At 56.2% G+C, this 26,215-nt stretch carries 22 protein-coding genes; 10 read left to right on the forward strand and 12 right to left on the reverse strand.

All coding sequences use genetic code 11. From position 1 onward, the window contains the following. Window positions 1-2 precede the first annotated feature (2 nt). From HGT1_RS03995 to HGT1_RS04020, 6 genes are all read right to left on the reverse strand, one after another. Entirely contained in the window at window positions 3-917 is a 915-nt protein-coding gene (locus HGT1_RS03995; protein ID WP_007120583.1) for a branched-chain amino acid ABC transporter permease, read from the reverse strand. Next, the gene (locus HGT1_RS04000; protein WP_007120582.1) at window positions 914-1,648 is read right to left on the reverse strand and encodes an ABC transporter ATP-binding protein; all 735 of its coding nucleotides are present in this window, start codon (window positions 1,646-1,648) and stop codon (window positions 914-916) included. The genes HGT1_RS03995 and HGT1_RS04000 overlap by 4 nt, the downstream gene beginning before the upstream one ends. Continuing rightward, the gene (locus tag HGT1_RS04005) at window positions 1,648-2,388 is read right to left on the reverse strand and encodes an ABC transporter ATP-binding protein (RefSeq protein ID WP_007120581.1); all 741 of its coding nucleotides are present in this window, start codon (window positions 2,386-2,388) and stop codon (window positions 1,648-1,650) included. The genes HGT1_RS04000 and HGT1_RS04005 overlap by 1 nt, the downstream gene beginning before the upstream one ends. 83 nt (window positions 2,389-2,471) lie before the next feature. Beyond that, window positions 2,472-4,427 carry a hydantoinase B/oxoprolinase family protein gene (locus HGT1_RS04010; protein WP_176248662.1) on the reverse strand — a complete coding sequence of 652 codons (1,956 nt, stop codon included), beginning with the start codon at window positions 4,425-4,427 and terminating at the stop codon, window positions 2,472-2,474. 4 nt (window positions 4,428-4,431) lie between these two features. After that, window positions 4,432-6,459, reverse strand: coding sequence for a hydantoinase/oxoprolinase family protein (locus tag HGT1_RS04015; protein ID WP_007120579.1), 2,028 nt, complete (start codon window positions 6,457-6,459; stop codon window positions 4,432-4,434). Window positions 6,460-6,546: 87 nt separating this feature from the next. Beyond that, window positions 6,547-7,509 carry a helix-turn-helix domain-containing protein gene (locus HGT1_RS04020; protein ID WP_007120578.1) on the reverse strand — a complete coding sequence of 321 codons (963 nt, stop codon included), beginning with the start codon at window positions 7,507-7,509 and terminating at the stop codon, window positions 6,547-6,549. Between the two features lie 551 nt (window positions 7,510-8,060). On the opposite strand from HGT1_RS04020, the gene HGT1_RS04025 reads away from it, so the two are divergent. From HGT1_RS04025 to HGT1_RS04035, 3 genes are all read left to right on the forward strand, one after another. After that, window positions 8,061-9,434: an aspartate aminotransferase family protein gene (locus tag HGT1_RS04025; protein ID WP_040701702.1), complete on the forward strand. Its 1,374-nt coding sequence runs from the start codon at window positions 8,061-8,063 to the stop codon at window positions 9,432-9,434. A 402-nt stretch (window positions 9,435-9,836) separates the two neighbouring features. Then, window positions 9,837-10,184, forward strand: coding sequence for a hypothetical protein (locus HGT1_RS04030; RefSeq protein WP_040701632.1), 348 nt, complete (start codon window positions 9,837-9,839; stop codon window positions 10,182-10,184). Further along, on the forward strand, window positions 10,181-10,750 hold the full coding sequence (locus tag HGT1_RS04035; RefSeq protein WP_007120574.1) for a contact-dependent growth inhibition system immunity protein: 570 nt from the start codon (window positions 10,181-10,183) through the stop codon (window positions 10,748-10,750). The genes HGT1_RS04030 and HGT1_RS04035 overlap by 4 nt, the downstream gene beginning before the upstream one ends. 243 nt (window positions 10,751-10,993) lie before the next feature. Here the strand turns inward: HGT1_RS04035 and HGT1_RS04040 are convergent, their stop codons facing one another. Further along, window positions 10,994-11,713 (reverse strand): YafY family protein, encoded by a 720-nt coding sequence (locus tag HGT1_RS04040; protein WP_040701630.1) that lies wholly within the window; start codon window positions 11,711-11,713, stop codon window positions 10,994-10,996. 87 nt (window positions 11,714-11,800) lie between these two features. On the opposite strand from HGT1_RS04040, the gene HGT1_RS04045 reads away from it, so the two are divergent. Continuing rightward, the gene (locus HGT1_RS04045; RefSeq protein ID WP_007120572.1) at window positions 11,801-12,196 is read left to right on the forward strand and encodes a RidA family protein; all 396 of its coding nucleotides are present in this window, start codon (window positions 11,801-11,803) and stop codon (window positions 12,194-12,196) included. 434 nt (window positions 12,197-12,630) lie between these two features. Here HGT1_RS04045 and HGT1_RS04050 read toward each other — a convergent pair whose 3' ends face one another. The 3 genes from HGT1_RS04050 to HGT1_RS04060 are packed head-to-tail and all read right to left on the reverse strand — an operon-like array spanning window position 12,631 to window position 15,643. Continuing rightward, entirely contained in the window at window positions 12,631-13,542 is a 912-nt protein-coding gene (locus tag HGT1_RS04050; RefSeq protein ID WP_152464277.1) for a dihydrodipicolinate synthase family protein, read from the reverse strand. 19 nt (window positions 13,543-13,561) lie between these two features. Then, window positions 13,562-14,686 (reverse strand): aminotransferase, encoded by a 1,125-nt coding sequence (locus tag HGT1_RS04055; RefSeq protein WP_152464276.1) that lies wholly within the window; start codon window positions 14,684-14,686, stop codon window positions 13,562-13,564. Window positions 14,687-14,698: 12 nt separating this feature from the next. Beyond that, the gene (locus HGT1_RS04060) at window positions 14,699-15,643 is read right to left on the reverse strand and encodes an ornithine cyclodeaminase family protein (protein WP_152464275.1); all 945 of its coding nucleotides are present in this window, start codon (window positions 15,641-15,643) and stop codon (window positions 14,699-14,701) included. 79 nt (window positions 15,644-15,722) lie between these two features. Here HGT1_RS04060 and HGT1_RS04065 point away from each other — a divergent pair, with 79 nt between their 5' ends. Next, window positions 15,723-16,541: a helix-turn-helix transcriptional regulator gene (locus tag HGT1_RS04065; protein WP_254702595.1), complete on the forward strand. Its 819-nt coding sequence runs from the start codon at window positions 15,723-15,725 to the stop codon at window positions 16,539-16,541. Between the two features lie 225 nt (window positions 16,542-16,766). Beyond that, window positions 16,767-18,119: a DUF6880 family protein gene (locus HGT1_RS04070; RefSeq protein ID WP_007120570.1), complete on the forward strand. Its 1,353-nt coding sequence runs from the start codon at window positions 16,767-16,769 to the stop codon at window positions 18,117-18,119. Window positions 18,120-18,254: 135 nt separating this feature from the next. On the opposite strand, the gene HGT1_RS04075 is transcribed toward HGT1_RS04070, so the two are convergent. Next, window positions 18,255-19,727, reverse strand: a complete 1,473-nt coding sequence (locus tag HGT1_RS04075) for an IS66 family transposase (protein WP_050770433.1) — start codon at window positions 19,725-19,727, stop codon at window positions 18,255-18,257. Between the two features lie 134 nt (window positions 19,728-19,861). On the opposite strand from HGT1_RS04075, the gene istA reads away from it, so the two are divergent. Next, window positions 19,862-21,391, forward strand: coding sequence for an IS21 family transposase (gene istA, locus HGT1_RS04080; protein ID WP_040701700.1), 1,530 nt, complete (start codon window positions 19,862-19,864; stop codon window positions 21,389-21,391). After that, window positions 21,381-22,172 carry an IS21-like element helper ATPase IstB gene (gene istB / locus HGT1_RS04085; protein ID WP_007120567.1) on the forward strand — a complete coding sequence of 264 codons (792 nt, stop codon included), beginning with the start codon at window positions 21,381-21,383 and terminating at the stop codon, window positions 22,170-22,172. Before istA ends, istB begins: the two co-directional genes overlap by 11 nt. Window positions 22,173-22,228: 56 nt before the next feature. On the opposite strand, the gene dndB is transcribed toward istB, so the two are convergent. Continuing rightward, window positions 22,229-23,125: a DNA sulfur modification protein DndB gene (dndB, locus tag HGT1_RS04090; RefSeq protein ID WP_007120566.1), complete on the reverse strand. Its 897-nt coding sequence runs from the start codon at window positions 23,123-23,125 to the stop codon at window positions 22,229-22,231. A 256-nt stretch (window positions 23,126-23,381) separates the two neighbouring features. Here dndB and HGT1_RS04095 point away from each other — a divergent pair, with 256 nt between their 5' ends. After that, complete coding sequence (locus HGT1_RS04095; protein ID WP_007120565.1) at window positions 23,382-25,562, forward strand: ParB/RepB/Spo0J family partition protein; 2,181 nt, start codon at window positions 23,382-23,384, stop codon at window positions 25,560-25,562. A 118-nt stretch (window positions 25,563-25,680) separates the two neighbouring features. After that, complete coding sequence (locus HGT1_RS04100; protein ID WP_007120564.1) at window positions 25,681-26,061, forward strand: DUF3768 domain-containing protein; 381 nt, start codon at window positions 25,681-25,683, stop codon at window positions 26,059-26,061. Window positions 26,062-26,215 lie beyond the last annotated feature (154 nt).

Consider the following 26,215-nt stretch of genomic DNA (forward strand, 5'->3'; position numbering starts at 1 on the left):
TGCTAAACCCTCGGCTTCGTAGATCTCGGAGCGAACAATCCGTCGGGGCGCAGCAGCAAGCTGACAATGACCAGCGTATAAAGAAACGCATCACGGAAAGGCCGTGCTTCGAGCGGGAGGAACCCCTGCAAAATGACCGAAGCAGCGCCAATCAAAAATCCCGCCGCTACAGCACCGGGCAAACTGCCCAAACCGCCGATCACTGTGGCAATGAAGGCAACCAACATGATCTGCCCGCCCATGCGAATGTCTGCCACACCGGTTTGTGTGACCATGATCAGCGCCACAGCGGCAGCCAGCGCGCCAGACAGGGCAAAGGCGCCGGTGATAACCACATTGGCCCGCACACCCAAAAGCCGCGCCATGGTGAAATTCTCAGCCGCCGCGCGCATTTCCAGCCCGATCCGCGTGCGTTTCAAAAGCAAGGCAAGCGTCACAACAACGAGCAAAGTGGTGCAAATGACGATGATCTGTAGCAAAGGGATCGAGGCCCCTGCGATGCTGACGGGCTGGTTCAACTCTGGCCAGAGGCTTACTGCCTTGGGACGGCTGCTGTAGACCAACAGCAGTGTATTCTGGATCACGAACCCCAAGGCAAAAGATGAAATCATCATCGCCACAGGCGTGGCATTGCGCATGTGCCTGAAGACAAAGAACTCGGAGGCGACGGCGATTGCAGCGCCGATCAGCAGCAGCAGCGGGATCAGCAAAATCGCCGGCGCTTTGCCCAAGAACATGACGGCAACTGCGTCCGTCGAGGGCACAATCAATGCAAAAACGCAAAAGGCGATGTATTCGCCGTGGGCGAAATTCACCAGTTTCATCACCCCGAAGATCAGAGCAATCCCAAGTGCGGCCATGGCATAGATGCCCCCAAGGCTCAGCGCATCAAAGAGCAGCTGTGGAACGGCGTTCATGTCGCATCCTCCGACTGGTTTTGCCCAAAGTAGGCTTCCTTAAGCAGATCGCTTTCCGCAAAGCCTGCCGCATCGCCATCGCCGGCAACATGACCCCCGCGCAGCAACACCATGCGCCCGCCAACCCGGGCCGCGCGGGCCGAGCTCTGTTCAACGATGATCAGGGTCAAGCCGCGTTCGGCCTGCAGATTGACGAGCGTTTCATAGACCTGATCGACAATATTCGGAGCCAACCCAAGCGAAGGTTCATCCACCATCATCAGTTTGGGATTGGTCATCAAACCGCGCCCGATCGCCAACATCTGTTGCTGTCCGCCGGACAGTGCTCCGGCATTGGCATGCCGCCGCTCACCCAGGATAGGAAAGCTCTGGTAGATCCCGTCGATATCCGTTTCAATCGCCGCCTTGTCCTTCCGGATGCCCGTGCCCACACGCAGGTTTTCCTCGACTGTCAGCGTTCCGAAAACCTCGCGGCCTTCCGGAACCATAGTCAGACCCAAACGCGCTATCGCTTCGGGCGAGCGGCCATTCAGCACATCGCCGTCCACCTCAATGCGGCCATGGGTCGTGGCAACGGCTCCGCAAATCGCCTTGAGCAGAGAGGACTTGCCCGCCCCATTCGGCCCGGAGATGAACAGCCTCTCACCCTCTTGAACAGTAAAGGAAACATCCGACAGTGCAGGCACTTTGCCATACCGAACCGCGACATCGAAAACACCCAGCTTTGACATCACGCGTGCTCCATGTTTTCTGGCGCATGCTCTGCGCCCAGATAGGCTTCGCGTACCGCCTGGCTGGCCAGGATCTCGGTCTTGTCGCCCTCTTCGATGATCTTGCCCGCGTCCAGAACATAGACGTGGTTTGACAATGACAGGACAAGCCCGACGTTATGCTCGATCAACAGGACACCGCAGTTCAGCTCATCCGCGATCCGCCTGATGATTTGTGCCAGATCATCCGCTTCGGTTTCGGACATGCCTGCGGCGGGTTCGTCCAGCAGCAGGTAATCGGGGGCAAACATCAGCGCACGCGCAATGCCGACCCTGCGCTCGTCCGTATAGGGCAGCCCGGCTGCGGGCAGTTCGGCAAGATGCCCGGCCCCCATCCAGGACAACACGCGCAGCGCTTCGTCTTCGGAGGCGCGCCGCGAATGGCCAAGGCCCACCCCGGTCACTGCAAGATTGTCCAGTACATCCAGCCCGGAAAACAAGCGCCCGGCCTGGAACGTGCGCGCAAGACCCCGGCGGCGAATGTCATAGGGCGCTTTGGCGTTGATGTCCTGCCCATCCAGCATGACCGTGCCTGACGTGGGGTCCTGAAAGCCTGTGATGATGTTGACGCAGGTGGTTTTGCCTGCTCCGTTGGGGCCGATCAACCCGACAATTTCCGCCTTCTTTAGCGAAATCGTCACGTCATCCAGAGCCTTGAAGCCACCAAACGCAACGCTGATTGATTCCAGTTCCAATGACAAAATCTTATCCTTCGCGTTCCTGTTCCGACCGTTGTGCGCCACAGCCGCCAACCGATGGCGGCTGTGGGTCCTGGTGATGCTCACTAGGTCCAGTGCGCCACGCTGCGCCGCTCGAAACTCTCGCGGAACTGTTCGATCGTCTTGGGCAGCGGCTCGCCGGTTTCCCAATCCAGGATCACCGCATAGCGTCTCACGGCGTCCATCGCGTCGATCTCGCCTTTGCGATACATCTCGGCAACCTTTTCAGGATCAATGCGGGCCCAAGCCACGCGGTTTTCACGAATATGCGCCCGCAGTTTCTCGGTCTCGGCCTCATCGACCTCATATTCACACAAGTCCGCATCAATCTCTTTGATCACAACGCCATAGTCCAACGCGGCTCGTTTGATAGAGACATAGTCATCCACCACATCCGTCAGAACAGCCTCTGTCTTGCGTTCAAGTGGGTCGCCAAAGCCGCCGCCCCCCGCGGTCGGGCGCGCAAACTCATCTCCCGAATACATCGGGAAGTCAGAGAAGACAGACCCAAGCCATTCGTGCGTGTCCGAGCCGGCGCGTTTGATGGTCAGACCATGCGGCATGGAGGGCAAACCGCCATCAACACCCCAGACGACGGCGCGTTCGCGGTCGCAGACATAGGACATGACGGATTTTTCACTTTCCAGAAGCAGGGAGGTTTTCTGCACCCCTGTCCCTCCGCGCCATTTGCCCGGGCCTGCGCTGTCTTTTTTGATCTGAAATTCAAGCGTCCGGGTCGGGTTGACCCGCTCGTTGCCTTCGTTGGGCTGAGACATGAGCCCGGTTCCGAAGCAGGCTGTGGTGACGTCGCTGCCATCCTTACCGCGCCGTCCGCCCCAACCGCCGGGGAGCCATTCGTAGAACATGAATGTAGAGTCCTCCTCGCGCCGCTTGTCCGTGCCCCCCGCCAACAGGTATTCAAGGTTGAATGAACAGGCGATGGCGCGCTCCGGCATGATCTCCGACCACATCTCGAAAACCGAGTTCATGATCTTTTCAAACGGCATCAGGAAGCCGGTGACCGCCGTGGGCCACTGGGCACTGACCACCGAATTTTCCGGCGCAGCGACAGAGAGCATCCGATAGAAGCCGGAGTTCAACGGCAGGTCAGGAAAGAAGGTCTTCATCCCCGCGACGACAGCCGAGAATGTGGCTCCCGGCGCGGAATTGTACATCGAACCAATCGTCGGGTGGCTGCCTTCGAAATCGTAGTGAATCTGATCACCCTTGATTGTCATCTTGATGTGGATCGGGATCATCCCCTCGCCACCTGACGGGTCCCGGTCGATGTAGTCGACGGATTTCCATGTGCCGTCGGGCAGCGCCGCAATACGCTGGCGCACGGCGCGTTCAACGTAGTCCTGCACCTCGTTCATGCCCTGCTTGACCTGCTCGCGCCCGTACTTTCGCACCAGCCGCAGGATTTCACGTTCGGCCACCTGCGTGGCCTGTGCCTGGCTGTGGATGTCACCGATAATCGACGCGGGGTCGCGTGTGTTGTTTGCGATCAGGTTGGCAACGTCGGAACAAAAATCGCCGGCACGGAATAGCCGGACAGGTGTGATCCGAACCGCCTCGCGGAACATGTCTTTCGCCGTCACATCAAACGAACCGGGCACAGAGCCACCCAGATCAGACCAGTGCCCGTTTGACTGCGAAAACCCGATCAGCTCGTCTTCATCAAAGATCGGCCGCACCAGACGGACATCGCTGAAGTGCGTGCCACCTGCGTAAGGATCGTTGATCGCGTAGATATCGCCGGGCATCATGTCGCCCTTGAAGACGCGAATAACGTCTTTGCAGGTAAAGTGCAGCGTGCCGACGTGCACCGCGATGTCATCGTTGCCCTGCGCAACCGAATTGCCTTCGGCATCATGCAGCGCGTTAGAAAAGTCTCGGTTGTAGATCACAAAGGAGTAACAGGTGCGCAGCATCTGCTCGGCCATCTGGTCAACGGATGTGATGAAGGAGTTCTTGAGAACTTCAAACGTGACGGGATCTAGGGCTTTTGAATCACTCATAGTATTACTCCTGCACTCGGATGAGAATGTTCATGTATTGATCGACTTCAGCAGTCGTGTTCGGCGGAATTACGGTGGTTGAATCGAACTGCTCGACAATGGCGGGGCCATCAAAGGTCGCACCGGCGGTCAGGTTTTCACGCTCGAAAATCATCGCCGTGTGGGCCTTGCCGTCAAACCAGACATCGCGTGTCTTGTCGGTCTTGGGCTTGTTCTTCCTCACCTCGTGCTTTTGCAGCTCGGCCTTGGGAACCATACCCGTCGCCGTCAGCCCCACACGGAAGATCGACACCGGTGCGTCATCCCGGCGGAAGTTGAATTCGCGCTGGTGTTCGCTGTGGAACCCGTCGATCAAGGCCTCAATATCGGTGACCTTGGACGGCGCAGATACTGCCAAGGCACGCCATTGGCCCTGATACATCATCTCGACCGTGCGCTGCATGACAATGTCCTTGGGCGCTACGCCTTCGTGCTTCAAACGATCAGCGGCCATGGCCTCCAGCCGCTCGAAGGCGGCCTCCAAATCCTCCGGCTTGGTATCAGCCGCAGCAGCCATGAAGCTGTCTGAGAAGTCGTGCTGGATATCGACCAGCAGGCAACCCAGAGCCGATGTCACACCCGGATTGGGCGGGATAATGACAGTCGGGATCGACAACTCCTTGGCAATTGCCGCACCATGCAACGCCCCGGCTCCGCCAAACGCCACAAGCGCGAAGTCCCGTGGGTCATAACCTCGGCTAATCGACAGCAAACGCACCGCATTGGCCATATTTGCGTTTGCAACCGCAACCACGGCTTCGGCGGCTTCGTGCAGCTCCATTCCGAAAGGCTCGGCCACAGTCTCTCTGACCGACGCTTCGGCCAGGGCGGGATCAAGGGTAATCTTGCCCCCCGCGAGCGATGTGCCAAGGCGGCCCAGCACAACATTGGCGTCCGTGTTTGTGGCCACTTCATTGCCGTTCTTGTAGCAGGCAGGCCCAGGGAAGGCGCCCGCAGATTGCGGTCCGTTGCGCAGTGACCCGCCTTCGTCTTTCCACGCCAGAGATCCGCCGCCCGCACCAATGGTCAGCACTTCGATCGACGGGAACCGGATCGGATAGCCATATTCGATATACCAGTCTTTGGTGACACGCGACTTGCCTTCATACACCAAGGATACGTCCGTGCTGGTCCCGCCCATGTCAAAACCGATAGAATTGTCAAACCCGCAAAGGTTGCCAATAAAGCGGCTGGCAATCGCGCCCGCGGCAATGCCCGACCCTGCCAGACGCGCGGCAAAGTCTTTAACGCTGGCCGGGGTCATCACGCCGCCGCCCGTGTGCAGCAACAGCAGATCGCGTTCGTAGCCGCCGTCAGCCAGCTTACCCTCAAGGCGCGCTACATAATCAACGACCGAAGGCGACACGACCGCGTTTGCCATCGTTGTCGAGAAACGCTCGTGCTCAAAAATCTCCGGCAGGACCTGTGAAGAGATCGACACCGGCACATCCGGCATCACACTCAGCAGAATGTCTCGCATCCGCTCTTCATTGGCCCCATTGGTGTAAGAGTTCATAAAGCAGACAGCAACAGAGGCGACTTTGCGCTTCTTCAAAACATGCGCGATGCGCAGCGCTTCTTTTTCGTCCAGCTTTTCCAGAACCGTGCCGTTCGCGTCGACGCATTCACGGACGGTCAGACGGTCCCGACGCGGGATGTAGGGCTTGGCCACATCTTTGTAGGTGTCCCACAGATCCTCCTTGTTGGCCCGGCGGATTTCGACCACGTCGCGGAACCCTTCGGTGCAGATCATCGCAGAGCGCGCCAAATTACGTGTGATCAGCGCGTTTGTTGCCACGGTTGTCCCGTGCGAAAACATCGACACCTCGCTGAGGTCGATGCCGCCCTGATCAATCCCGTTGAGAATGGCAACCATCGGGTCATCCGGTGTCGATGACGTCTTTTCGATGCGGATCGCACCCGTTGTTTCGTCCATAATGACGACGTCGGTAAACGTCCCACCCACATCTACGGCAACTCTTGTGTTCTTCATGTCTACATCCTTCAAAAGACAACAGGGGATCAGGAAGGCGCCGGCGAAAGCCGACCCTACTTGGGGGTTTTCGGTTTTAGCTAAGGGTTACGGAGGGGCCGTCTTCTGGCCTTGCTGCGCGGCTTTGCGCGTTTCGGTCGGTGTGCAGCCGAACTGCGCACGATAGGCTTTGTTAAACTGGGATTGATCCGAAAACCCCCACCGATGGGCTATCTCGGCAATTGTGATGGGCCCTACGACGCTCAGGTCCTCGCGCGCGCGCACCAGACGCTTTTCGCGGATGAACCCGGAAACCGACCTGCCCGACTCCGAGAACAGTTGTTGCAGATAGCGCTGCGACACATTGCAGGCCTCTGCCACAAGACTTGAGGAGAGATTCTCATTGAAGAGGTTGTTGCGGATAAACTGTTCTGCGCGGTACAGATGTGCTGCGCGGATTGTCGAGGTTTCGCTGTCCAGCACACGGTCATCTTTGCGGATTGAGAGGCACAGCAGATCAAGGATGTGCTTGCCAGCGGCCGCGCGCGCCTGCTCATCAAGCAAATCGACGTGCAGCGCCGTTGTCTTGACGGTATCCAGAAAATAACTGGCCACGCCGGCTGTGCCATCAAAACTCAGCGCGCCCAAACGGTCTGTTGGGCCGATGCGGGCCCGCACGCTTTCGGAAGACACCTTCAGCACCAACAGCTCGTTCGTCTGTTCATGCCAGAACTCGTAGGGCAAATCGCCCCGTTCTACCAGAAACTCGCCCGGTGAACATTTCGCCTGGCGGGCATTCTGGTCAAAGCCGACCGTCCCCAATCTTGGAATGGTAATCAGCAGACTGCTTTCAACTTCGTCCAGAAAGTGCCGCTTGTGCCTTTTGTAGAGAATGCCATCGCAACGCATCTGCGACAGACCGACGATACCGAGGTTCCAAGTATTGAGATCACCTGAAAAGGACTGGTCATCCGCCATCGTGGTCTCTAGGGGAAAGAACGTATCTGAGACAGCCGCCTGCCACTGGGTGGCAGTCATGAGCTTGTTTGCAGTTTTGTCCTTCTGATTCATCTAACGTCCCCAAAACACAAATGGCGAAAACACAACTGTCTCATGTGTTAAAATGATCGTAGCACCGTTCCGGCCAACCACTTTGGCAAAAAACGCACAAACTCTTGTGTCACGTGTCAATTCGCGCACTTGCGATTCTTTCATCGGGCCCAGAAAGGCCCTGGAAAATCCTAAATATCTAACTAAAACATATTTTTACCAACCATTTGCAGCGCGAGAACACCGCCAAATCGGGTCTTGGTTTTGTGAAACGGAAAGCTGCGAAGGCAACAACCTGAGCGGGATTGGGCCGCATTTTCCCCAAGATTCACGGCCGCTGCGCTTCAAAAAAACGAAGCATCCAAACAGAATCACAGGATGGAAGTGTCCTCAAACCACGACCGAAATCCCGGCGGGCGTTTCTGCTTCAAATGGGCGGCCTCGCTGGCCCGCAGACAGGATGCTCGGAACAAAACTGCTTGCTAAAAGCAAGAAAGCGGCGATAGAACTGAGGGCAAATCGCGGCCCCCTGCCGCGTGAAAAACGCCAACTTACAAGAAGTGATGCCTGCCATGGATGTGCGACCAAATTCAGACGAAGCCCGTGATATCGCTTATCATTTTCACAGCTATACCAATGCCGAAGCGCATGAAAAAATTGGTCCGCTGATCATTGAATCAGGCGAGGGAATCCACGTCACCGACTCAAACGGCAACCGCTATATCGAGGGCATGTCCGGCCTTTGGAGCGTGGCAGTCGGGTTCAACGAACAACGCCTTGTGGATGTCGCCAGCCGGCAAATGCAAAAGCTGCCTTACTACCACAACTTCTCGCACCGCTCGCATGGTCCGGCGATTGATCTTGCTGAAAAGCTGATCGAAATAGCCCCCGTGCCAATGAGCAAGGTTTTCTATACCAACTCGGGCTCCGAGGCGAACGATACGATCGTCAAGATGGTCTGGTATCGCTCGAACGCGCTCGGCAAGCCCGAGAAAAAGAAGATCATCTCGCGCCTGCGCGGCTATCACGGCGTGACAGTCGCAGCCGCGTCGATGACGGGTCTGCCCTATAACCACAAGTCCTTCGATCTGCCGATGGAGGGCATCTTGCACACCACTTGCCCGCACTACTGGCGCGAAGGTCAGGACGGCGAAAGCGAAGAAGCTTTTGCGTCACGCTGTGCCCAAGATCTTGATGATATGATCCAATCAGAGGGCCCCGAAACTGTAGCCGCATTCATCGCCGAGCCTGTCATGGGCGCGGGCGGTGTTGTTGTTCCTCCGGCGACCTACTGGGAGAAAATCCAAGCGGTTCTGGCGAAATACGATATCCTTCTTATCGCAGATGAAGTGATTTGCGGTTTTGGCCGCACGGGCAACATGTTTGGCTCTACAACCTTTGACATAAAGCCCGACATTCTCACCATGTCCAAGCAGATCACCTCCAGCTATTTCCCCTTTTCGGCTTTCATGATCAACGATCGGGTCTATCAGCCAATCGCCGACGAAAGCGGGCGCATCGGTGTTCTGGGGCATGGCTATACGGGCGGTGGCCACCCCGTCGGCGCAGCCGTAGCGCTGGAAAACATCAAGATTATCGAAGAGCGCGATCTTGTGGCCAATGCCGCCGAACGCGGTGCAGAATTGCAAGCTGGATTGACCGACCTGACGTCCCACCCTCTCGTTGGAGAGGCACGTGGCATTGGCCTCATAGGCGCACTTGAATTGATCGCCCCAGAGGGTAAATCAGGCGATTTTGCCCCTGGAAAACTCGGCGCCCAAATGAACGCAATCATGCTGCGCAACGGCCTCATCTCACGTAATATGACAGACGCGATGGCATTTTGTCCGCCATTGATAGTGGGCGCGAATGACGTGCGAGAAATCATCCAGATCACAAAAAAGAGTCTGGAGGAACTGGCCGCAGACATAAACGGGGCCGCCTAGTCAGGGGAACGACAAGCCAGAACTCTTACCCTTTCCCATCCGGGAAAAACTTGGGTCGGCCTGTCTACACATTTTCCGGGTGGCGCCTGTCACGCGAGCTGATCTTTACAAATCTCGTTCAACCAAGAGCTTCTTCGGGTGAACCTTTGCTGAGCGGCTTTCAGACCGGCGAGACTCCGTTCTTGTTGACGGCCTCTTCGTTGCTTTGGTGCGTTGCGGCGGCGCGGGCCGAGCTGTGACGCGCAGGACGCGGACGACATGCGCGACGCGCTTCTGCATGAGGCGGCAGAGGCGCGCCGCTTGCCCTCTGATCCTGACTGGGACGTCATCGAAAACTCCGGCCTCACCTGGGGCGGGCCGATCAGGGAGCAGGGTGGACCGTGGTAGGATCACCTGGAACGATTGGGCGGTTTGGGAGAGCGCACGCCCGACAACTTCAAGACGTTCGATTTCTTCGACGAAGATCGAGGCCTTGCCACAAGCGCAAAGACGCTCGAAACCCGCGCGCCGGGATATGTGGACCGGCCCAGTCGTATTTTTGGTGCTTTGAAGCGTTACATCGACCAAATTGACCACTTCGAGTACGACAACAAGAAGGGCATTGAAATCAGCGCGGACGAAATCGACATCAAACGCCTGGAACTTGCCGTGCCCGACGGAACCACCCCGGAACAGTTTACTCAAATTCAACGTGCGATAGACTACGCTGAGAGTTTGGGGATCGACGTAGAAGTGAGCCGTATCCGATGAAAAAAGTCCTGACCACAGAAGAATGGATTGCGAAACGGCGTGCTGAAGCGGCGGAGCGAAAAAAGCGCTCCAAGCCTCCCAAAGAACGCAAAAGTGCCTTTGTTACGAGCTATCGCAAATTCACGGAAATCGCCTCACAAGCGGTGTATGGTAGCGCGCATTTGGACCCCAAGGGATATCATGAGTATCTACCGCCAGACCTAACTGCGCTCGAAATCGCTGGCCACGCGCGGGCCGCCCTTTTGGCCAGCCGGTTCATCACGCCAAAACATCCAGAGTGGGACGACGTCATCCGGATTCCGACAAAGGAAGAATTCAAGGCGTGGGAGGAAGCAGACAAGGCGCGCGCTGGTGTCAAGACTTTGAAAGCGCTGTTTAACGGTGCGGGCCATGTTTCGTTAACATTGCGGGACGGCAAGATCGCAATCAAGCCAACGCGCTATCGCGGACATGGCCATTGGGAGGGTATTCGCGGCCAAGAAGATACGGTCTTGCCGGAAGACGTGTCAGTCGAAGAGCTTGGCAGGGCTATTCTGGACGCACTGGACATAAGCCGCTCAGCGTAGGTCCCTGAGTCGACGACGCCTGCTAAAGCAACCATTGGCACAAACGCAGCGAAAGCTCACAAAGTACCGCACCGCGGGCCTTTGGTGCGGACGCAGCGAATTCGTGGTTTCTGCGGTTTGCCCTTTGCGCGGAACGCAGTCTTGAGTGCCGGGCATGCTTGTGGGGCGGCCGCTCCTTCATTGCGAAAGCCTCTGATGTTGAGCGTGATGTGTGCGCGCCTGAGGGTGGCGCGGTTTTGGGGGTCAGCGCGGCAGGTCGTTGTAGGGACAAACATCTTTTTCAAAGGGCACATGCCTGCGCCGGAAGGGCGGGCCGCTGACAAGCTCAGGGCCTGTGATGCGATCCATGCGGAAGTGCCGGAAATCTTCGCGCGCCGGATCCCATGCGACAAGATACCAGAGCGGTTGCAAGATGAGCATGGCCTGCGGCTCGACATTGCGCAGGCTGCGCGCGCCTTTGGCATCCCGATACTCAAAGCGGAGGTGCTGGCGCGCCAGAAAGGCTTTTTCAAAAGCGGGCAGCAGGGCGGGGTCGATTGTGCCCAGGTCAGACAGGTCCTGTTTGGGCGAGAGTTGGCCGATGTGCAGGCAGGCGAGGAAGCGGCGCAGATCGCGCACTTTGTCAGACGGCAGGGCGCGCTCGATCTTGGCGAGGCCTGCATCTGCGAGATCGGAGAAGGGCAGGTTCTGGGCGGCGCGCACGGCGGCCACGCTGATCAGCAGCGCGAAGACTTCGGCCACAGAGAGGCGGGCGGTTGTTTGCATGGACTGGGGGTCAAGCTGCACGCCACCGCCGCGCCCGCTTTCGGAATGGATGACAAAGCCTTCGTCACGCAAGGCGGCGATGTCGCGCAGGAGCGTGCGTCTGGAGGTGCCGACCTCTTCGGCGAGCTCCGCGACGGTTGATGTGCCGTTGCGCCGAAGGCTGCGCACGATGGCGTCATGTCTCTGTCTGATATTCATTTTGCCACTCTAGCACATATGGTGACAAAATTTGGCACTTATTGGCAATAGGGCTTTCTTATCGAAATCAACAAAGGAAAATCAAAGATGCAACGCAGAGCCGTAAATCCGTGGGACTGGTCCTTGAAGCTGGGATACAATCAGGCAGAAGTCATTGAAGGGCCGCGGCGGCAGCTTATTTGTGCTGGCCAGACGGCTGTAGACGGGCAGGGCAAGCCCCAGCATCCGAACGACATGCGCGCGCAGATTGCTTTGGCGCTGGACAACCTTGAGGCCGTGCTGGCCGGAGCGGATATGTCGCTTGGAGATGTTATCCGGCTTGGGGTCTATGCCACGGATGTGGACGAGGCGTTGAAGAACTTCGACCTGCTGGGCATGCGTTTCGGGCCGCTAAACTGCGCACCGCCGATGACGCTTCTGGGGGTGACGCGTTTGGCTCTTCCGGGTTTGCTCTTTGAGATCGAGGCGACAGCGGCGGCCTAGGCCCTGTGCGAGAAGAGGGTGCGCAGCGGCTGCGCACCCTTGGGCAACGGCGAAGCGCTGACGGGGAACGGCATTTTTTGTTTTCAGAGTGCTTAAGGCTGCGAAACCGCCCGTTAAACTTTGGCCAAATCGCCAGAAACAGGGGGGTGAAAAGCGTGCACAACCCGTGCACAAAGCGTGCACTGGCTGAAACGGGGTTTTGGTCACGGAAAATTAATTAATGGGGCGTTCGGTGGGGGTGAGGTTTTGGCCTGAGCTGCCGTTGATGATACGCGCGGCGAACGGCGGGTGTGAGCCCAGACTCACTGATGCTGCGCGCTGAACGAATGTCCGGTATTGGGATACTGATAAATCTACCGATAAGCGTTGGAACAAAACACAGAGGTCGGGAATTGGGAGCGGTAAGGTGGTCTGATACCATTGGCATTTGCGTGCTATGTGGGGAAATTCCAAAAGTTAGTTTCTCCTCGCGCGGCCAGAAACTGCTGGTCGGCATCGGACAATGGGCGCAATGGAGGGCGAAGAGTTCGCCAGTTTCCATTCCTAGACCGATGGGCAAGCACCTCTTTCACGGCTTGGGTAACCGGCAATTTTAGCAGAGTTTCAACCCAAGCTAATTCCATGCGAGATTGCGCCGCCCGAGCACTGGGGGAGTTAGCTCGCCAACCCTCAGATATTTCGAAAAGTTCAGCCGGAAGTAAATTTGCCGTGGCCGTAATTGCGCCGTGCCCACCAGCTTCAAGAACCGGCCAGAGCAGGTTGTCATCCCCGGTGAACACTGAAAGCTCGGGGAACTGAGTAACATATTCAAGCGTTGCCGATAGGTCGCCAGAGCTGTCTTTGATACCTGAGAACACGCCGGGATAAGCGGATAAAAGGTGCCGGATGGTGCGAATACCGATCCCCGCACCTGTTGCTTCGGGGAAGTGGTAGAACACGATATTCCTGACTTCAGATCCCAGCTGATCAACCAAACCTGAGTAGAATTCAATCACACCATCATCATCAGCTGGCCTGAAAAAGAAAGGCGGGTGGATCAGCGTGCCTGCGCACCCTTGATCCGTTGCATGTTTGGTCAAAGCGGCTGTGTCTTCGATGGACGCGCAGCCGGTTCCCACGATCAAAGCTGATGGCGCAATGCCATCAGCGATCAGACCTTCGAGGGCGCGCATGCGTTCTGTGAGGCCGAAAGACGGCCCTTCGCCGGTCGTTCCGAACAGGACCGCACCATCACAGCCATTGGCAAGGACCCATGCGCAATGCTGCGAAAGTGTGCTTGTATCAATGGCCCCGCGCGCATCCAATGGAGTCACCAAAGCCGCGCAGAGTTTTGGAAGAGTGTACATTATCGCCTCCAATTGGGCACTATTCAGAAAGTTCAGTCAGGTAGGTGCTTAGCTTTTCTAAACCCGCCCTCAGAACATCGGTGCTGTTGGAATATCCGATGCGCACGTAGCCCTCCATGTCGAAGGCATCGCCCGGGGTCATCATAACACCTGTTTTCTGCAAAAGATCGACGCAGAACCCTCGCGACGTGATTGGCACATCAATCTTGAGCATTGCCGTCGTTCCGGCGCTTGGTTTGACCCAAGAGATGCGCGGTTGTGCGGCGACCCATTCCGCAAGGATCGCAAGGTTGTCGCGGGTGATCTTTTGGCTACGCGCCAATAGTTTGTCTTTGTTTTCCAAGGCCATCGCCGCGAAATGGTCGTTGATCATCCCGACAGAAATCGTGTCGTAGTCACGGTGGATCAGAACCTTCTCGGTCACTTCAGCAGGTGCCACGACCCAGCCGACGCGTAGGCCAGCCAAGGAATAGGCCTTGGACATACCGGCCGTGGCGATGCCTTTCTCGTAGACGTCCACAATCGACGGGGTCATGCCATCGCCGGTTTGCCCTGTGCCACGATAGACCTCATCACAAAGAACATAGGCCCCAACTTCGCGGGCGATCTGCGCGATCTCTTCAAGCATCGGGCGTTCGATCAACGCGCCGGTGGGGTTGTTGGGGTTTGTCAGCGCGATCAGTTTGGTGTCAGGCGTCACCAAGGCACGCAATGCGTCAAGATCAGGCAGGAATCCATCCTCGGCGCGTAGGCGCAAGATTTGAACATCTGCCTCGATGCTTGCAGGGATGGAGTAATGCTGTTGATACGTGGGCACGATCGAAACCACCCGATCCCCGCGCGACACCAATGATTTATGCACCAGCGTATTCGCCGCGATGGTCCCGTGGGTGACAGTGATATTGGCAATGTCTTTATCAGCGTAAAGCGTCGAAATCGCAGTCCGCAGACGGGTCGAACCCTCGATCGCACCGTAGGTCATTTTCATCGGCAGCAGCGCAGATAGATCATCGCTGTTGCGACCGGACATTTGCAGCAACTCATCAATCGTGATGCTGGCAACGCAGGTTTCGGCAAGATTATAGGTGCAGTGGTTTTCCCACTCGTTCATCCAGATCTCGACTTTGAACGGTTCGATATGCATGGCGTAGGTCCTTTACGCTGTGGCGTGTTGATAGACGGCGTAGCCGATCGCGATGTCCTCAAGGCCGAGGCCAATGGATCGAAAGAAGACAGGGCGATCCGCGTCAGGTTTGGCGCAGGATGCAACGCAAAGCTCTGCCAGATCGCCGCAGATATCATTCGCAGACCATCCGCTTTCTTGCGCAATTACCATGTCACCGGCCGCATTTGGTGTCGTGGCGCGGTAGTCGCAATAGACTTGTGCGGTCTTCAGAAATGCTGGGTCAACTTCATGGGCACGCGCCACATTGGTGCTGATCGAGGTGACAAGCGCATTTGAGGCAAAATCGGCCACGTCCACAACAGGCGTACCCGATGACGTACACAGCATGACGACATCTGCCTCTTGGACAGCGACTTTAGCCGTATCGGCTAAGGTGATGCCGGATTGTAGTCCTTGCCATTTTGCCTGTGTTTCCGGCACGCTCGCTAAACTTGGCGAGTACACACGCACATCTGCCCAATCGCGCAGCCCGGCGACATGACGCATATGCGCTTGTGCCACAGCACCTGAACCAATGACCGCAAGCTTGAGGGGACGATCATTTGGCGCGAGCAAATCAACCGCGAGCGCGGTCGTCGCGGCGGTACGTTCTGTCGTTAAAGCGCCCGCGTCCAGCAAGGCCAGCGGTTGGCCCGTCTCCATCGACATCAGAACCGACCACGCGGTGATGATGGGGCCGCCGTCACGCGGCAAGTAGGGTGACAGTTTTGCGCCAAAAACGCCCGCGCCGCCAAGCGCCCCGAGATATGTGATGAAATCACCGCCTTGGGGAAATTCGGTAATGGTCTGCGGCGGTTGAACTGCACGATCTTGTCCAAGCTCTGTGAAAAGGTCTCGCATTGCTTCAACAATATCGATCTTGCCCAATGCGTTAGAAACGGTTTCTCTGTCGAGAGTAATTGGGGTGTTTGCCATTGCGTTAATCCTTTTTGGCCTTGCTAGCTAAGCAAGCCAGACAACGCCATCATCCCAAAGGATGACTCTACAAAGGAAAGTGCCGATAGCCGTGCCGCAGACAAGTTTCCAAGCCTTCAGCGAAAAGCTGGCAAGCGTCATCGATGGCCAATCAGGCGCCGACCGTTTTATCGAGGCCGTATCTGCTTTGTACCCTTGCGAGGCGGCATTTGCCGTGCTGAACCGACCAAATGCATCGCCTGTCTACTTGGCTGACAGCTACGCTGATCTTTCTTCCAAAGCGGCAGTGCAACGCTATGTCACCTCCACTTTTGAAATCAATCCCGTTCATAACGCCATACGGGGTGGTCTCGGCGGCGGCGTTTACCGCATGGCCGACCTCGCCCCTGATAACTGGAGCGCGACTACAGCGGACGTTATTGCGGATGATGCTGAAGAGATAAGCTTCCGAACGCCCGGGTGGCCACAAGGCCTTCGGGAAGTGTCCGTGCTCGTTGAACTAGAAGACGGCATGGTGGGTGAAATAAGCCTTGCCCGCGCCGCTGCATCGAAAGGTATCCCCGATGCGGATTTGGACGCTTTGCGAAGCGTTTTGCCACTGATACGGTCCGCGTTTCTCAGGCTCGCATCGAACTCCATTAATAATCTACCATTGGACCAAACGAAATCACGGTCTTTGGCATCTTTTGGGAACGATATCCTTTCGCCAAGAGAGGCTGAAATCATCCAGATGATCCTGAAAGGGCATTCCAGCCTTTCAATCAGTTTAAGTTTGGACATTGCTCTACCAACAGTAAAATCACATCGCCGTAACGCCTATGCCAAACTTGGCATCAGCACACAGCAGCAGTTGTTCCACGCCTATTTGAAATCGCGTGAACCTGAGGGAGAGAAGTAAATAGAGTAAACCCAGCATACACTGTAGTAGAACTGCTAACTTAGAGGCACTACGTCGCAATTCTTAAATCCGGACATTCGCGCGACCGCAGTGAAGGTGCGCTTTGTCCGCACTGTGTCAGTTCATGCGCTATGCAGCGAAGGGCAGGTCTTCCCAAATCTGCGATGGTCATAAACTTGAGGAGGGGGCTGGCATTCGAGCTGCATATTGACCTAAATTTCCTGCATGGCTTCGAAGACTACATTGAATACAAAGAACCTTGCGGCGCTCGGCGCTGAGCGGTTGGCCGACCTTCTTCTTGATATCACCAAAGGTAATGCTGACGCAAAGCGGCAGCTGAGGCTGGAGCTGGCAAGCGAAGCCGGTTCCGGAGATGTCGCTCGGGAGATCCGCAAGCGGCTCAGTAGCATTGCAAGATCACGATCGTTTATTGACTGGCAGGGCCGCAATGCTTTCGCGGCTGACTTAGACATGCAGAGACGCGCCATCGTTTCTCAAGTTGGGCCGGTCGATCCAGCAGGGGCGTTTGATCTGATTTGGCGGTTCGTGGCTCTTGCGAATGGGGTCTATGAACGTTGCGATGACAGTACGGGCAAGGTGCAGTCGATTTTTTACGAAGCCTGTGAAGGCTTGATCGATATGGCCGAGGTTGCCGCGCCGGACCCGCTTGTCCTGGCAGACCAGTTGCTGGAGGCCTTGGCCGATGATGATTATGGGCATTATCCAACTTTGATATCAGGTCTTGCTTCAGTCTTGGGTTCAGAAGGATTGCAGCACCTTAAAGCTGGGATCACCACTTCGGGAATTGATCTGTCGAACAACTACGCGCTGCGCATGGCGCTCGAGCAGATTGCGGATGTCGAAGGTGATGTAGACGCCTACATTGACCAACAAAGTGATCTGGCACGAAAGGCACCACAGGTTGCTGCTGAAATCGCGCGTCGTCTTCTTGAAGCGGGGCGGGTTGAGGAAGCATGGGAGGCCATCAATGCGCCCGATGAGAAAGATCGCGGATGGATTCCCTATGACTGGGAAGTGACCCGGATCAGCGTGATGCGCGCGATGGGGCAGCCCGAGGTGGCGCGGGACTTTATGTGGACGTGTTTTGCACGCAGCCTAAATGCAGACCATCTACGCGCATGGCTCAGCGGACTACCTGATTTTGAAGACGTCGAAGCAGAGAGCCGAGCCCTTGAACACGCGCTTGGGTTTGAGAGTTTCACGACAGCTCTCCATTTTCTGATGACTTGGCCCGCGATTGAGCAGGCTGCAGTTCTTATCACAAACCGTGCCGCAGAGATTGATGGAAATCACTATGAGCTTTTGGGACCGGTGTCCGACGCCCTTGAGGATCGCCATCCACTGGCCGCCACACTTTTGAAACGCGGCTTGATCGATTTTGCGTTGCAAAATTCACGGGTCAAACGGTATCGCCATGCTGCGCGTCACTTGCGTGAGTGCAAGAACCTAGCCGCGAGAGTTGACGACTTCGCACAATTTGATACGCATGAGGCTTATCTTGATGGCTTGAAACAGTCTCATGGAAAGAAGACCTCATTTTGGGGGGCGGTTGCTTAGTGTTCAGCTCACGGTGAGGGTAAGAGGACCCGTGTTCATTCTTTGTTCTTTTTCGCATAATGAAGTTTATGTTAAATGTATTGACATGACTGACCTACTTAGCTGCAGTCAATCAGTCGGTAAGCGGTGCGCCGTTCACACGGATTTGGCGTAGTTCCACGGCAGCAACTCTTTGATGTCCGTCTGTTTGTGCCCACCTGCGATGGCCGTCAGGATACCAGACAAATAGCCATGCGGTTCGATCCCGTTGAGTTTACAGGTCTCGATCAGGGACGCGATGACGGCCCAGTTTTGTGCGCCTGCATCATGTCCTGCGAAGAGCGCGTTTTTACGGTTCAGAGCGATGGGGCGTATGGTGCGCTCCACAGGGTTGTTGTCGAGTTCGATGCGGCCATCGTCGAGGAACAGGCACAGGCCGTCCCAGTATTTGGCGATATATTTCAGGGCTTCTCCGGTCGGCGATTTGGCCGAGACGCGGGCGCGGCTTTGGGCGAGCCAAATACCGAAGGCTTCGACAATGGGTTTTGAGTGTTCCTGCCGTACAGCGCATCGTTGGTCGGCGCTCAGGCCGCGCAGGTCTTTTTCGATGCGATAGAGCGCTTGGATTTGAGCCAAGCCTTCCTGCGCGATCGGGGCTGCGCCGGACTGGGTGACATCGTGCAATTTACGCCGCGCGTGCGCCCAGCAATAGGCCAGTGTCACATCCTGAGCGGGCCGTTTGAGCAAGCGGTTATAGCCAGCATAGCCGTCCACCTGCAGGGTGCCGCTGAAGCCTTTCAAGATGTTGTCTGCATACTGGCCGGAACGACCGGGCGCATAGGTAAACGCCACACCGGGTGGGTCCTCACCGCTCCATGGCCTGTCATCACGGGCAAGGGCCCAAAAGTATCCGGTTTTTGTCTTTTTCCGTCCCGGGGCCAGAACCGGCGCGGGCGTTTCATCCATGAAGAGTTTGGTGGAATGCTTCAGGTCGGCCATCAGGGCATCGTAGACTGGGGTTAACTCGAACGCCGATTTCCCGACCCACGCTGCCAAGGTCGAACGATCCAGATCGATCCCCTGGCGGCTGTAGATCTGGGCTTGTCGATAAAGGGGCAAGTGATCCGCATATTTGGACACGATCACATGGGCCAAGGTGGCCTCGGTTGGCATACCGCCCGCGATGATGTGGGCGGATGCTGAAGCCTGCGTGATGCCCTCCTCACAAGAGCGACAGGCATATTTGGGACGGCGGGTGACAATCACCCGGAACTGGGCCGGGACGATGTCCAGCCGTTCGCTGACATCCTCGCCTATGACATGACGCTCAGTGCCACATCCGCAGGCGCGCTCGGGCTCAATGACCACCTCAACCCGTTCCAGGTGCTTGGGCAGTGACCCCCGGTTGATTTGGCGCGGTTTTTCTGGCCGGACCGCTGCTGTGCGTTCGTCTGCATCAATCTCGGCTTCCACCTGCGCGATGGCGGTCTCGATATCTTCGAGTTCCAGCTCATACTGGGCCGGGTCAATCTTCTCGGATTTGGTCCCAAAGAGCGCCTTTTTGAAGGAGGCGACCAAGGCCTCAAGCCGCGCATTCTGATCCTGTTGCGCACGGATGATCGCCTTCAGCTCGGCAACATCGTCAGGTAATGTTGGTTTTCATTGAGAACTGACCCGGTAGCCCCATAAATTTTCACTGAGAATTGACCCATGTGAACACATTGCCCTGACGATTCTGATCAGGGAGATATGGAGTGATCGACATGGGATTTTTGAGTGTCATACGACGTTGGGCATTACGTGACAAAATGCCAATTCGCGAGATTTCACGGCGCACTGGGCTGTCTCGTAATACCATCAGGAAGTACCTGCGCGAGGGTGCCAGTGAGCCGAAGTTCAAAACGCCTGCGCGTCCGAGCAAGCTTGATCCTTATGCGGATCGTTTGTCGGCCTGGCTTTTGGCTCAGACGCGTAAGTCTCGCAAGGAACGACGGACTTTGAAGCAGATGCACGCTGATCTGGTGAAGCTGGGTTACGATGGCTCTTATGCGCGGGTCGCCGCTTTTGCGCGGAGTTGGCGCGCGGATCGACATCGTGTGGAACAGACGGCGGGGCGCGGCACTTATGTGCCCTTGGTGTTCCAGCCTGGCGAAGCCTTCCAGTTTGATTGGAGCGAAGACTGGGCCAATGTTGGTGGCGAGCGGGTCAAGCTGCAAGTGGCCCATATCAAGCTGTCGCACAGCCGCGCATTCTTGGTGCGTGCCTATCCCCTGCAAACGCACGAGATGTTGTTTGACGCTCACTGGCACGCATTTCGCGTCTTCGGCGGCGTACCGGGACGCGGAATCTATGACAATATGAAGACGGCGGTAGATCGGGTCGGCAAAGGCAAGCAACGCGATATCAACGCCCGTTTCAACGCGATGGCCAGCCATTACGTCTTTGAGCCGGAGTTTTGCAATCCGGCCGCCGGTTGGGAGAAAGGCCAGGTTGAGAAGAATGTTCAAGATGCGCGCAATCGCATGTGGCAAGTTATGCCGGTGTTCAAGGATATGGATGAGTTGAACCATTGGCTGGAGGATCGTTGTATCGCCCTGTGGGCTGAGACCCCGCACCGGGATCTACCCGGCACTATTACCGATGCTTGGGAAGCGGAGAAGTCCCTGTTGATGGCATTGCCGCCAGCATTTGATGGATTTGTCGAGCACAGCAAGCGCGTATCGCCAACATGCCTGATCACCTTCGAGCGCAATCGTTACAGCGTACCGGCCAGTTTTGCCAATCAGCGTGTTAGCTTGCATGTTTACCCAGAGCGGCTGGTCATAGTGGCAGAAGGTCAAACGGTCTGTTCCCACGAGCGCATCATAGATCGATCACACCGTAAGCCCGGTCGCGTTATCTATGACTGGCGTCATTACCTCGCTGTAATCCAACGCAAACCTGGAGCGTTGCGCAACGGCGCGCCCTTTGCTGAGATGCCAGATGCCTTCCGCCAACTGCAAAGCCACATGCTTCGCAAAGAAGGCGGAGATCGCGAGATGGTCGATATCCTGTCATTGGTTCTGCACCACGACGAGGATGCAGTTCTGGCTGCTGTGGAACTGGCCCTAGAAGCAGGCGTACCCACCAAGACGCACATCCTGAATCTGCTGCACCGGTTAGTTGATGGAAAGCAGGGTAATCTGCCCGAGATCGATCCACCCGATGCGCTGTCGCTTGAGACGGCACCAGAAGCAAACGTGGATCGCTACGATGATCTGAGGCAGGATGGGGAGAAGCGCCATGCGTCATGACCCTGCAGGAGCTTCGATTGTGATCATGCTGCGCAGCCTCAAGCTCTATGGCATGGCAAATGCAGTGGAAGACCTGGTCGCCCAAGGCGCGCCTGCGTTCGAAGCTGCAATACCCATGCTATCTCAATTGCTCAAAGCTGAGATCGCTGAACGGGAAGTCCGTTCTATCGCCTACCAGACAAAGGTCGCGCGGTTCCCCTCCTACAAAGACCTCGCTGGCTTCGACTTCCTGTCCAGCGATATCAACGAGGCCACTGTACGACAGCTGCATCGCGGGGCGTTCCTGGACAACGCTGAGAATGTCGTGCTGATCGGTGGACCAGGAACCGGCAAAAGCCATGTCGCAACGGCCATCGGCGTACAGGCCATTGAGCATCACAAGCGCAAGGTGCGCTTCTACTCAACCGTGGAATTGGTCAATGCGCTCGAGCAAGAAAAGGCGCTCGGCAAGGCCGGGAAGCTGGCCGAAATGATGACCAAGATCGATCTCGTGATCCTGGACGAGCTTGGATACCTGCCGTTCAGCGCATCAGGTGGCGCGCTGTTGTTCCACCTGCTGAGCAAACTCTATGAGCGCACCAGCGTCATCATCACAACCAATCTCAGCTTCTCCGAATGGGCGCAGGTCTTTGGCGATGCCAAGATGACAACAGCATTGCTCGATCGCCTCACCCACCGGTGTCACATCCTCGAAACCGGCAACGACAGCTACCGCTTTAAGGCCAGCTCAGAAGCTGCAAAGAAAACACGAAAGGAGACGCAGCCATTGACCAAATCATGACCGCTGATAAACAATAAAGGGTGGGTCAAATCTCGGTGAAAATACCGGGTCAGTTCTCAATGAAAACCAACACACCCGTCTGGCTTTGCTGCGATCAGCCGCGCCCCCAAAGCGCCAAAGGCTTGGAGCATGACGCCATGGGCATGGACAGTTTCTTTGCGCAAATCGCCCGCTGTTGTCGCACCTCGCATCAATTTTTGCCAGTCTGGGATCACTTCAGAGACTTGATCCCAATAGGCGATCACAGTGCTTTCGGTGTCTTCACCAAACCGGTCCGCTTCTTGCCCAGCCAGCCATTTGTTGGCTTGATTCAGACTGGACAAGGTGAAGAGCTTTTTGGCTCGGTTTGAGAGCGACGTTTTTTCTAACTCAATGAATTCCTGAAAAAACGGGATTTCCTCCAGCACTCGCGTGCTCAAACGTGCTAATGGGTTCCTGCGGTCATAAAGGACATTCAGCGACCCAGATGGGCGCACTGCATTTTTGTTTAGGTCTGCGAACATTTGCTGGCAGCGCCCCAACCCTTCATCCACAAAGAGAACAACTGAAATCGTTTCGTTTTCTAGCTTGGGTCGTGTTTTTAGAGCCTCTTCAATTGCTGCTCGACGATGTTGTCCGTCATTCAAGATGATGCTCGCAGTCATCGATAGCCTGAGTTCGCCGACATTGCGAAACTGAAGGCTGTCGTTGGCAGAGGAAAACTCAAGATCACCGTCCACAGATGCGCAAAGCGACGAAAGGGTATATTCTTCGAAGTTTTCGGACAGATAGGATGCAATCTGGGGAACGCGGACATTTGACAAAACGCGTTGAGCGCGCAGGTCTGCGGGCAGTTCCTGGCTATCGAATTCGAAAATCTTTGGGACCATCTTAAGTGGCACCATGATCACATAATATTCGGTTCCAGCCTGCACGCCGCGTATTGCTGCGAAATTGTAGAAATTACCGCTCATGAGACCCCCCTGATTAAGATGGAAGTCTATGGAAGTCGTCTGGGAAGTCAACAGCGATCGGAGCGGATTGCCTTAGAGATGTGACACGTGGACACGAATCCTCGATGGGATAATTCATATAGCCGATAGACACGAGCAATTTCGAAGCTGTGCTCAGTGTTACCCTTATAGAAGAGCCAGAGAAAGGGAAGCCCGATTGCCGGGCTTGAAAGGATTGAGAGAGTCTCATCCGGGCCCGTCCAAAAGGACGAAACCCATGGCAAAATCCCAAACCAAAGCGAAGATTACAAAGCCGCCGGTGGCCACTAAAACTGCTGACGCCGCCACGACCGCGATCGCAATGACCCAGGACCTCCGCATGATCCCGCTGGATCAGTTGGAACTTAGCCAGCTCAATGTGCGCAAAGTTGCGGCGAGTGCGACCGACGACGCAGAACTTCTCGCCAGTATTCGCGAAAACGGTATCAAGCAAAACCTTGTCGTTCATGTGTTGCCTGACGGGAAATTCGCAGTGGATGCAGGTGGTCGTCGCTTGAAGGCGCTCAAGCAGCTGGCAATTGATGGTATCATCCCGAACGATCATCCTGTCTCGTGTTTGGTCGAAGATGAGCAAAACGCGATTGTCACTTCGACAACGGAAAATCTCCAGCGCGCGGCCATGCATCCTGCAGACCAATTCGAAGCATTTGCGCAGATGATCGCCGAGGGCCGCAAAGAAGACGACATTGCACTAAAGTTTGGCGTCAGTGTTGATCTGGTGCGCCGTCGTCTCAAATTGGCCCGTATCGCGCCAGAACTTATCGAGCAATTCCGCGCCGGTGAGCTGACACTGGAATGCGTCATGGCGTTCACCTTGACCGATGATCATGATCGTCAATTGACGGTCTGGAACGCAGTCAAAGACAGCTATCACATTCATCCGCAGTCCATCAAACGTCAGCTGACCGAGACGGCACATTCTGCCAGTTCAAGCATCGGGCGCTTTGTCGGCATTGAGGCCTATGAAGCGGCAGGTGGTGTCCTGTTACGTGACCTTTTCGACGATAATGCGGCAGCCCATATGGAAAACCCTGAGCTTCTGGAACGTCTTGCGGTCGAAAAGCTTCAAGACGCGGCAAAAGTATACGAAGCAGATTGGAAGTGGGTCGAAGTGCACTTGTCCATCGATTACGGTGCCTTCCGGAGTTTTGGGCGCGTCTATCCACAAGACATTGAACCTGATGCTGACCTGCTGGCCGAAGAGAATGCTCTGATGGCACGAGAAGAAGAACTGGCAGCGGCTAGTGACGGTGCAGATTGGACGGATGCCGAGGCAGATGAATATAACGCCATTGAGCCGCGGCTGCGCGAAATCGAAGCCCTGCAGAAGGCGCGTCAGCCCTACGCAACTGCGGATCAGGCGATCGCAGGGTGCGTCGTCACGATTGGTCATGACGGCGCATTGCGGGTCGAGAAGGGTTTGGTGCGTCCTGAGGACATTCCCGTCGCTGCGGAGCAGACTGAAGATCCCGTAGATGGTGATGCGGAGATTATTGTTACCCGCCCGAATGTGACCCTTCCGACGTCCTCAGCACCCGTTCCAGTCTCGGACCCGGCGACAACGCTGCGCAAAGCAGATGGTATCTCAGCAAGTCTGGCAGATGACCTGCGTGCTTCGCGTCAGCATATTCTGCGCGCGCATTTGGCTGCAGATTATGACGTGGCCTTTGATGCGATGCTCTATGCATTGTGTGAACAGGCATTGTCACGTTCCTACGGAACAGAGGCGCTCAATATCTCAATCAGTCCGTTCCTGGCCCAAAACCGTGAGACCCTGCACGTCGACACGGTCGCACAAAAGATGCTTGATGCGCTGGAGCAGGATCTTGCGATCGAGTGGATGGAGCTGGAAAAACCAGACGACTTTCGAGCGATGTCCGCGCTTCCCCGGCCCCAGAAGCAAGCCTTGTTCGCTTGGGCCGTGGGTCTGGCGATCAAGCCGCAGCTTCTGTCAGACAACCACCCTACCCCGATCATCGAGGAAATTGGTGCGCGTTTGGACGTCGATGTTGCAGCCTGTTGGCGCCCGACAGCTTCGACATACTGGGGGCGGGTCAACAAAGGTCACGCGGTCTCAATGGCCCGTAAACTTGTCGGCGACGATTATGCCGAGGAACGCAGCAGAGAACGCAAAGGCGATATTGCGGCCGCGATGGAACGTGCATTCGCTGAGAATGCCGCCGAAACGGAAGGCTTTGACGCAGTGGTTGCCTCCAAAACGGCCCGCTGGCTTCCTGATGGTATGGCATTCAAGGGTGCCGATGATCTGGTGGAGACGTCCAGTTCGCCAAGTCCGTCAGACGTTGATGAAGCGGAAGATGACGGTGAAACAGACTCAGATGTTGAAGATACTGCGCCAGATGCGCTGCCAGCTTTCTTGAGCGAAACAGCAGCTTAGTCCAGCACTTTCAGACAGCAGTATCTATTTGGGCCGTCCTTGCAAAAAGGGCGGCCCTTTCCGACTGGCGGGTGCCCCAGGCTGAAATTGGTTCAGCTCGCCTGCACGGAGACGACCCATGACTACTGTATTGCAAAACAACCCTACGACCGAGGCCGCACTGATCGCAGCCCAAAACGATGCATTCCGCAAATCGATCATGTTCTTCAACGATGCTGAAGACACGCCCAAAGGTCAGTTTGTGATGACTTCCGGTGTCGCAGCCTTGGGTCCGGACGCACGTCTGGCCGCCACGCGCCAAGTGGCAGCGTTTGAGGCGTTCACGCCCGACAATGACCCCCACGGCTGGCATGAGTTTGGCGCGGTTGAGGTCTTTGGCACAACGATCTGGTTTAAAGTGGATTTGTATGACGTCAATTATGAAATGGGCTCAGATGTGCCAACTGATCCGGAACAGACGCGCCGCGTTCTGACGTTGCTTCTGCCATCAGAATACTGACGTCCCTTCCCTCCTGTTAATCAAATTTTAGGCCGCTCTCTGATTGAGGGCGGCCTTTTCCTGCTGGCGGACTTCAACGCACGAGATTGTCTCAGCAGCCGTCATAGGAGGCCACAAAATGGCACAAACACGCGACTACAAGATCACCCTATAT

This window comes from Sulfitobacter sp. HGT1 (assembly GCF_013282155.1).
Taxonomy (GTDB): Bacteria; Pseudomonadota; Alphaproteobacteria; order Rhodobacterales; family Rhodobacteraceae; genus Sulfitobacter.